The sequence below is a fragment of the Pseudomonas wayambapalatensis genome (genome assembly GCF_049942315.1).
In the GTDB taxonomy this organism is placed as follows: Bacteria; Pseudomonadota; Gammaproteobacteria; order Pseudomonadales; family Pseudomonadaceae; genus Aquipseudomonas; species Aquipseudomonas wayambapalatensis.
On the sequence record NZ_JBNFMU010000193.1, the window covers coordinates 1 to 6,992 of the forward strand.

The 6,992-nt window shown below is 63.5% G+C and carries 11 protein-coding genes; 5 read left to right on the forward strand and 6 right to left on the reverse strand.

The window, feature by feature from the left end; translation table 11 throughout:
- The first annotated feature begins 38 nt into the window (after positions 1 to 38).
- Entirely contained in the window at positions 39 to 689 is a 651-nt protein-coding gene (locus ACPZMI_RS15495; protein ID WP_426352588.1) for an HAD family hydrolase, read from the forward strand.
- A 31-nt stretch (positions 690 to 720) separates the two neighbouring features.
- Here ACPZMI_RS15495 and ACPZMI_RS15500 read toward each other — a convergent pair whose 3' ends face one another.
- Positions 721 to 1,812, reverse strand: coding sequence for an aminopeptidase (locus ACPZMI_RS15500; protein WP_186721099.1), 1,092 nt, complete (start codon positions 1,810 to 1,812; stop codon positions 721 to 723).
- A 66-nt stretch (positions 1,813 to 1,878) separates the two neighbouring features.
- Between ACPZMI_RS15500 and ACPZMI_RS15505 the strand changes: the two genes are divergently transcribed.
- Both ACPZMI_RS15505 and ACPZMI_RS15510 read left to right on the forward strand, forming a co-directional pair.
- A complete protein-coding gene (locus ACPZMI_RS15505; protein WP_186669996.1) occupies positions 1,879 to 2,292 on the forward strand; it encodes a PA0061/PA0062 family lipoprotein in 414 nt (137 codons plus the stop codon).
- 45 nt (positions 2,293 to 2,337) lie between these two features.
- A complete protein-coding gene (locus ACPZMI_RS15510; RefSeq protein WP_186669997.1) occupies positions 2,338 to 2,751 on the forward strand; it encodes a PA0061/PA0062 family lipoprotein in 414 nt (137 codons plus the stop codon).
- Positions 2,752 to 2,788: 37 nt separating this feature from the next.
- Here the strand turns inward: ACPZMI_RS15510 and ACPZMI_RS15515 are convergent, their stop codons facing one another.
- Together ACPZMI_RS15515 and ACPZMI_RS15520 are read right to left on the reverse strand one after the other, a co-directional pair.
- Positions 2,789 to 3,022 carry a DUF1161 domain-containing protein gene (locus ACPZMI_RS15515; RefSeq protein WP_186669998.1) on the reverse strand — a complete coding sequence of 78 codons (234 nt, stop codon included), beginning with the start codon at positions 3,020 to 3,022 and terminating at the stop codon, positions 2,789 to 2,791.
- Positions 3,023 to 3,087: 65 nt separating this feature from the next.
- Positions 3,088 to 3,513 carry an OsmC family protein gene (locus tag ACPZMI_RS15520; RefSeq protein ID WP_186669999.1) on the reverse strand — a complete coding sequence of 142 codons (426 nt, stop codon included), beginning with the start codon at positions 3,511 to 3,513 and terminating at the stop codon, positions 3,088 to 3,090.
- Positions 3,514 to 3,670: 157 nt separating this feature from the next.
- Between ACPZMI_RS15520 and ACPZMI_RS15525 the strand changes: the two genes are divergently transcribed.
- Entirely contained in the window at positions 3,671 to 4,675 is a 1,005-nt protein-coding gene (locus tag ACPZMI_RS15525) for an LLM class flavin-dependent oxidoreductase (protein ID WP_426352589.1), read from the forward strand.
- Between the two features lie 226 nt (positions 4,676 to 4,901).
- Here ACPZMI_RS15525 and ACPZMI_RS15530 read toward each other — a convergent pair whose 3' ends face one another.
- Together ACPZMI_RS15530 and ACPZMI_RS15535 are read right to left on the reverse strand one after the other, a co-directional pair.
- A complete protein-coding gene (locus tag ACPZMI_RS15530) occupies positions 4,902 to 5,123 on the reverse strand; it encodes a DUF1161 domain-containing protein (RefSeq protein ID WP_054893391.1) in 222 nt (73 codons plus the stop codon).
- Positions 5,124 to 5,232: 109 nt separating this feature from the next.
- Positions 5,233 to 5,448, reverse strand: a complete 216-nt coding sequence (locus tag ACPZMI_RS15535; protein ID WP_426352590.1) for a dodecin — start codon at positions 5,446 to 5,448, stop codon at positions 5,233 to 5,235.
- A 151-nt stretch (positions 5,449 to 5,599) separates the two neighbouring features.
- Between ACPZMI_RS15535 and ACPZMI_RS15540 the strand changes: the two genes are divergently transcribed.
- On the forward strand, positions 5,600 to 5,923 hold the full coding sequence (locus ACPZMI_RS15540; protein WP_054893393.1) for an ElaB/YgaM/YqjD family protein: 324 nt from the start codon (positions 5,600 to 5,602) through the stop codon (positions 5,921 to 5,923).
- On the opposite strand, the gene ACPZMI_RS15545 is transcribed toward ACPZMI_RS15540, so the two are convergent.
- Entirely contained in the window at positions 5,920 to 6,813 is an 894-nt protein-coding gene (locus tag ACPZMI_RS15545) for a LysR family transcriptional regulator (RefSeq protein ID WP_426352591.1), read from the reverse strand. The genes ACPZMI_RS15540 and ACPZMI_RS15545 overlap by 4 nt on opposite strands.
- Positions 6,814 to 6,992: the final 179 nt, after the last annotated feature.

Consider the following 6,992-nt stretch of genomic DNA (forward strand, 5'->3'; position numbering starts at 1 on the left):
CGAAGCAGTCGACGCAAGACTTGAGTGGACCCGCATACATGCACCAGCAAAACATCCTCTTCGACCTCGACGGCACCCTGACCGACCCACGCCAGGGCATCACCCGCTCGATCCAGTACGCCTTGGCCAAACTAGGTATCGACGAGCCCGACCTGGCCCGCCTCGAGCATTTCATCGGCCCGCCCTTGCTGCAGGCCTTCATGCAGTTCTACGGCTTCGACGAGGCCAAGGCCTGGGAGGCGGTCAACTTCTACCGCGAACGCTTCCGCGTCACCGGCCTGTACGAGAACCTGGTATTCGACGGCGTGCCAGAGCTGCTGCAAGCCCTGAACGACCAGGGCCGCACCTTGTACGTTGCCACCTCCAAGCCTTGGGAGTTCGCCCGCGAGATCGCCCGGCACTTTGCTTTCGACCGGCATTTCAAGGTGATCTACGGCAGTGAGCTGGATGGCACCCGCACCAACAAAGTCGAGCTGATCCGCCATCTGTTGGACGAAGAAGGGCTGGACCCGGCGCAGACCCTGATGATCGGTGACCGCAAGCACGACCTGATCGGCGCCCGCAGCAACGGGTTGCAGGCCGTGGCGGTGGGATACGGTTTCGGCAGCCGCGAAGAGCTGGTGGCCGAGGCGCCGGCGTTTCATTTCGACACGGTGGCGGATTTGCACCAGGCGTTCATCAAGGCTTGATGGCTACGGGGCCGCTCGCGGCCCCGGCATCTCACGGCTGGACCATCAACCGCTGCAACGCCGCTTTTCGCTGATCGATCGGCTGCTGCCCCAAGTGCTCGACCCGCTGATAGAACGTCGTCCAGTCCCCACCAGCCTGACGAAACAACGCCGCAAACGCCGGCACCCACTGGTCATACAGGCCGAACGGCAGCAGCTTGGCATTGCTCATCGGCCCATACACCCAGGCGTCATAGCGGCGGTCACCGGCCCAGTCCCGATCGCGCAGCTCGCGGTATTCACGTCGCAATCGCGCGAACTCGGCTTGCTTGGCCACTCGCTTGTCGGCATCAGCAAGCGTCCCAGCGTAGATCGCCTGCAAACGCTCGCGACTCGCCAGCACCAGGCGGATGAACTGTTCACGCTGCCGCGCCCCATCCTCGTGAGCCGCCGCAAGCCCACGCGCCATGCGCCATTGCCGCGTGCCCTCCTGTTCGACGAAGGTGGCGAAGGACTCGTTGAATTCGGTGTCGTCCTTCACGTAGAAGCGCTGGTGCGCCAGTTCGTGAAAGATCAGCGTGGCCAGGCGCTCCTCGCCCCAGCCCACCATAGACGAGAGAATCGGATCGTCGAACCAGCCCAGGGTCGAGTAAGCCTCGACACCCCCGACGTACACATCCAGCCCTTGCTCGCGCATCAGCGCCGCTGCCCCGCGCGCAGCGCCCTGGCGGTAGTAGCCGCGGTAGGCGACGCAACCGGCGATGGGGAAACAGTGGGTGACCGGTTGCAGCGAAAGCTCCGGCGTGGCGAACACATTCCACACCACATAGGGCCGCCCGAGATCGGCGTACACCCGGTAGCTGCGATTGTCTGGCAGCTTCAGGTGCTCGCTGGCGAAAGTGCGGGCCTGTTCGGCATGCAGCAGACGCTGACGCAGCCGTTCGTCCGTCGTGGGGTCGGCCAGCACCCGCTCCACTGGCTGGCGTGCACGCAGCAGTTGCCATTGCCCTTCGGCCAGCTGGCCGTAGTAGCCGAGGCTGCCGCAACCGCTCAGCAGGAGCGCGGCCAGCAGCGGAACAAAAGGGCTGAAAACGCGGTCGAGAGCCCGGTGGCCTGAGCGCTGTAGCAGAAAAAGTCGAAACATCAGGGCTGTTCATCCCGCTCAAGGCCTGTGCGTTCCAAGACTATCTCGCCAGAGGGCCTTTTCGCCATGCGTACACTGTTTGCCGTCGGCACCTTCGGGCTGCTGAGCGCCTGCTCCACCTTGCCCGACCCCGACCCCAACCAGGCCTGGATCGACCTCGCCCGCGACGACGACACCTCGCTGCACGCCGTGCAGGTGGACGAGCGCGACTGGGCCGACAACCGCTATTTCGAAGTGCCGCCGGGTAGCCACGAACTGACGGTGCGTTACCAGTTTCCGGTCACCCCGAGCAATATCGGCCCAGTCGACGAACCACTGTGGCGCGACTGCCAACTGAACCTCACCTTCAAGGACTTCAGCGCAGGCCAGCGCTACAGCCTGCAAGCCGGCAGCATTGGCTTCCGGCCTTGGGTGAAACTCTATGACGAACAGCAGAAACTGATAGGCCAAGGCCTGCCAGCGGGCTGTCAGCGCACCTGATCAGCGCTATGCTTGTAGTCTGTGACCCGCAAGCGGAGTTTCATCATGCGCCAGCCCATGATGCTGATCGCCCTCAGTGCACTGGGGGCTTGCGCCAGCCCCTTGCCACCCAAAGACCCGGCCCAGGCCTGGGTCGACCTCTATACCGTCACCCCCGGTCGTACCATCATGGCCGACAAGCTCGATGGCAAGCGCCTCGACGACGGCCGGTACTTCCAGCTCACGCCGGGCCGCCATGAACTGGTGGTGCGCTTCGACTACGAGCTGACTGCCGGGCTCTTCACCACGAGCCCGACCGAGCGCACCTGCTACCTGACCGTGCGCTTCGACAACTTCAAGGCCGGTGAGCGCTATCGCCTCGAAGCCCGGGCCCCGGCGATGCAGCCGCAGGTATACCTGTACGACGCCAACCGCCAGGTGCTGGTGGACGAGCCGAGCAACATCTTCTGCATCCCATGAACAACGGGGTCGCGCTGCGACCCCGCTGCAACGACGGCTATTGGTCGTTCTTCTGGTAGATGATCTTTTTGGTCCCGCCATCGCAGCTGCCAACGACCATGTTCGGATCACTGACCTCGCTGTTCGGCACGATTTCCAGGGTGTAGGAAGGCACCCCGGCCGCCTGGATCTTCGCCTCGATCTCGGCCTTGAGCTCCTCGCACGGCTTGACTGCCGCCAGCGCGGAGGTGGCCAGCAACGAGGCCAGAACGGCGAATGCTACGCGGATCATGGAACGGCTCCTCAAAGGGCAGGCAAGCTGCCGACCCTTCCAGACTACAGCAAGCAAAGCCTCACCTACGAGAGCAGCGTCGCATCCAGGCTGATCGTCGCGTTGAGCACCTTGGACACCGGGCATCCCGCCTTGGCCTTGTTGGCAATCTCCTGGAACTGCGCCTCACTGGCACCGGGGACCTTGGCCTTGAGGGTGAGATGCACGGCGGTAATGGCAAAGCCATCGGGCTGCTTGTCGAGGCTGACTTCGGCGACGGTGTCGATGCGTTCGGGCGTCAGCCCGGCCTCACCCAGCATCATCGATAGCGCCATCGAGAAACAGCCCGCATGGGCCGCACCGATCAGCTCCTCGGGGTTGGTCCCAGGCGATCCTTCGAAGCGGGTATTGAAGCCATAGGGGTTCTGCTTGAGGGCGCCACTCTCGGTGGACAGCAGGCCCTTGCCATCCTTGAGCCCTCCCTGCCAGATCGCCGATGCTGTCTTTTTCATGATGCCTCCTGGATGTTCATTGGGTGTCACTACGGATTCTGAGGACACTGCCTACAGCAAGTTCAGATCAATCCATGGTCAATCATTGAATCCATCGCAGGGTGCCCATACAGAGTCACAAAGGCCCTTGGCCAACCAATTTCCTGCGGAGGCTCCGATGACGCAGCTGCGTGACCTGAAGATTTCCACCCTCGACCTGGTGCCGGTGCGCGCCGATGCCGGCCCGGCCCAGTCGCTACGCAACTCACTGGACCTGGCGCAGCACGTCGAGCGTTTCGGCTACAACCGGTTCTGGGTGGCCGAACACCACAACATGGACGGCATCGCCAGCTCGGCGACCTCGGTGCTGATGGGCTATCTCGCTGGCGGCACCTCGCGCATCCGCATCGGCTCGGGCGGGGTGATGCTGCCCAACCATGCGCCGCTGGTGATCGCTGAACAGTTCGGCACCCTGGCCAGCCTCTACCCCGGCCGCATCGACCTGGGCCTGGGCCGTGCGCCCGGTTCCGACCAGATGACCGCCCGCGCCCTGCGCCGCGAGCGCTCTGGCAGCGCCGACGACTTCCCCGACGATGTCGAGGAGCTGTCGCGCTACCTCGGCCCACGTACCGACGATCAGAAAGTGATCGCCGTGCCCGGCCACAACACCGAAGTGCCGATGTGGCTGCTGGGTTCAAGCCTGTTCAGCGCGCAACTGGCCGGCATGCGCGGCATGCCATACGCCTTCGCCTCGCACTTCGCCCCGCGCTACATGCACGAGGCGATCCGCATCTACCGCGACCATTTCAAGCCGTCGACAACGCTGGACAAGCCCTACGTGATGCTGGGCATCCCGATGGTGGTGGCGGACAGCGACGAGAAGGCCGAATACCTGGCGACCTCGGTCTACCAGCGCATCCTCGCGCTGATCCGCGGCCAGAGCCTGATGCAGCGCCCACCCGTGCAGAGCATGGACGGCCTGTGGCTGCCCCATGAGCGTGATGCGGTGGCGAGTTTCCTTGGGCTGGCGATGATTGGCAGCCCGCAGAAGGTGCGGGCGAAGGTGGAGGTGCTGCTGGAGCAGACCGGCGCGGATGAGCTGATCTTCACCTGCGACCTGTATGAGCATGCCGATCGGGTGCGCTCGTACGAGCTGCTGGCGCAGGCGTTGAAGGGCGAGTAAATGCCATATGTGGCAGCAACTGTCTTAATCGAAATCTAAAGGCCAGCCCGACCCCTGTGGGAGCGGCGGTTCGGCGCTCCGACTTGCCCGAGAAAAAGACACCGCGCTGCCTGGCACGGGCTACGCCCGTGTTCGCGGGACAAGCCCGCTCCCACAGAGATTAGGCTGGCCTTTAGATTTTGAATCAGACAGTTGCTCCTATAGGTGCTGTGTTCGGATTTACGCCTCAACCCCGGCGGTAGACGATTTCCTTGGTCCCGGCCTCGCAGCTGCCGATCACCTTGCCGGCAGGGGTGCCCTTGTCGACGATCTCCAGCGTATACCCCTGAACCCCCTTGGCATCGAGCTTGGCTGCAATTTCGCTCTTGAGCTCCTCGCACGGCTTACCTGCCGCCATCGCACCACCGGCCAACATCATCAGGCCTACTGCCAGAAACACTTTCTTCATCGTCATCGTTCCTTATGCGGATCAAAAAAGCAGCATAGAGCACCGGCGTATACCGGTGCCCCTGGAAGTCATACGCCATAACTCAGGAACAGGCTATCCCCATACTGTTTCAACTGTTGGCGATGCGGAACCCGACCTTGAGCGTGACCTGGAAATGCGCAGCCTTGTTGTCGCGGATATGGCCACGCGTATCGACCACCTCGAACCACTCCAGGTGCTTGATGGTCTTGCCGGCTTCGGCCAGGGCATTGTTGATCGCATCTTCGATACTCGTGGGCGAGGAACCGACGAGCTCGATCTTCTTGTAGGTGTGATGATCGGACATGAACACTCTCCTTGAATGATGTGCTGGATTGAGCCTAGCAGCGCAGGCCCGGTTTACCTGCGAGCCATCGCCTCGGGCGAAAGTTCGATCGCACTTTCGGCACAGGGCGCAGTCGCACTCTTTACACCCTACTCAGCGAAGGAGAGTCCACATGGCCCGTAACGCACTGCGCAAGACCTCACTGGAAAGCATGGAAGCGGAGATCGAAAGCCTGCTCAAGACGCTGGAAGACCTCAAAGGCGATGCCTCGGAGGAAACGCAGAAAACCATGAAGGCCCTGCGCGGCAACGCCCAGAACGCCCTCAAGCATTCGCGCAGCCTGCTGACCGACGCCTACGAAGAAGTGAAGACCCGCACCCGGGAAACCGGCATCGCAACCCGTGACTACGCCCAGGAACACCCTTGGACCACGGCTGGCGTAGCCGTTGGCGCACTGGGTCTGCTCGCCGCCTACCTGCTGTGCCGTCGCAACTAAGCTTGCGCCTGCAACTCTTGGCGCAGCCATTGCGCCAGCTGCTCGGCGCGCCCATCTGCGGCGCGCCGCGGCACCCATAGCGCCAACGCCGCTGGCGTCGGTGAAAAGCCCCACGGCGCCGCCAGGCGTCCGCCACGCAGGTCGTACGCCACCAGCGGTTGCGGCGCGATCGCCACCCCCAAACCCGCCACCGCAGCCTCCAGCAGGTAATACAGGTGCTCGAATGCCTGGCCGAAGGTCAGCGCACTGGCGTCCAGCCCTTGCTGCGCGGCCCAGGTCGGCCACGCCTGTGGACGCGAGGTGGTATGCAGCAAGGCTTCACCCAGCAGCGCACGTGCAGGGGCCTGGCACAGGCGCTCGAAGCCGGGAAAGTGCGGGCTGAGCACCGGCCCGATACGTTCCTCGGCCAGTACATGCACCTGCATGTCGGCGGGCCACGGCGGCTCGGCATACACCAGCAACGCATCCAACCCCGGGCGGCGCGGATCCAGATCGCCCTCTCCGGCCGACAGGTGCAGACGCAGCTCAGGCAGATCGGCCTTCAAACGCCCGAGCCGGGGAATGAACCACCGCGCCAGCAGGCTGCCGGAGCATCCCAGTACGAAGGGCGCATCGCTGACATCGCGGCTGAGTTCGGCGCACACACTGCGCAGGCGATCGAAGGCATCGAAGCTGGCATCACGCAGGCGAGCCCCGGCATCTGTGAGTTTGACGCCACGCCCATCCTTGACGAACAGGGCAACGCCCAGGTGCTCCTCGAGCACCTTGATCTGCCGGCTCACCGCGCCGTGCGTCACGTGCAGCTGTTCGGCGGCCTGGCTGACGCTGTTCAGTCGGGCTGTGGCCTCGAAGGCGCGCAAGGCATTGAGGGGAGGGAGGTCCTGGGGCATTTGACTTGTGAGTTTTCCTGACGAGTTGTCGCAATCTTATCGGTTTTCAGCGGACGTTGCGCTGGGTAGAGTAGGCCCATCGATCAGTGGTGACCTCTTCGCGGGCAAGCCCGCTCCCACAAGTGCAGTGCTGTATTGAGCATCACACCGTTTCTGTGGGAGCGGGCTTGCCCGCGAAG

Coding starts and splice junctions, on each gene's coding strand:
- ACPZMI_RS15495 (WP_426352588.1), top strand. CDS start 39: ATGCACCAGCAAAACATCCTCTTCGACCTCGACGGCACCCTGACCGAC.
- ACPZMI_RS15500 (WP_186721099.1), bottom strand. CDS start 1,812: ATGTTTCGACTTTTTCTGCTACAGCGCTCAGGCCACCGGGCTCTCGAC.
- ACPZMI_RS15505 (WP_186669996.1), top strand. CDS start 1,879: ATGCGTACACTGTTTGCCGTCGGCACCTTCGGGCTGCTGAGCGCCTGC.
- ACPZMI_RS15510 (WP_186669997.1), top strand. CDS start 2,338: ATGCGCCAGCCCATGATGCTGATCGCCCTCAGTGCACTGGGGGCTTGC.
- ACPZMI_RS15515 (WP_186669998.1), bottom strand. CDS start 3,022: ATGATCCGCGTAGCATTCGCCGTTCTGGCCTCGTTGCTGGCCACCTCC.
- ACPZMI_RS15520 (WP_186669999.1), bottom strand. CDS start 3,513: ATGAAAAAGACAGCATCGGCGATCTGGCAGGGAGGGCTCAAGGATGGC.
- ACPZMI_RS15525 (WP_426352589.1), top strand. CDS start 3,671: ATGACGCAGCTGCGTGACCTGAAGATTTCCACCCTCGACCTGGTGCCG.
- ACPZMI_RS15530 (WP_054893391.1), bottom strand. CDS start 5,123: ATGAAGAAAGTGTTTCTGGCAGTAGGCCTGATGATGTTGGCCGGTGGT.
- ACPZMI_RS15535 (WP_426352590.1), bottom strand. CDS start 5,448: ATGTCCGATCATCACACCTACAAGAAGATCGAGCTCGTCGGTTCCTCG.
- ACPZMI_RS15540 (WP_054893393.1), top strand. CDS start 5,600: ATGGCCCGTAACGCACTGCGCAAGACCTCACTGGAAAGCATGGAAGCG.
- ACPZMI_RS15545 (WP_426352591.1), bottom strand. CDS start 6,813: ATGCCCCAGGACCTCCCTCCCCTCAATGCCTTGCGCGCCTTCGAGGCC.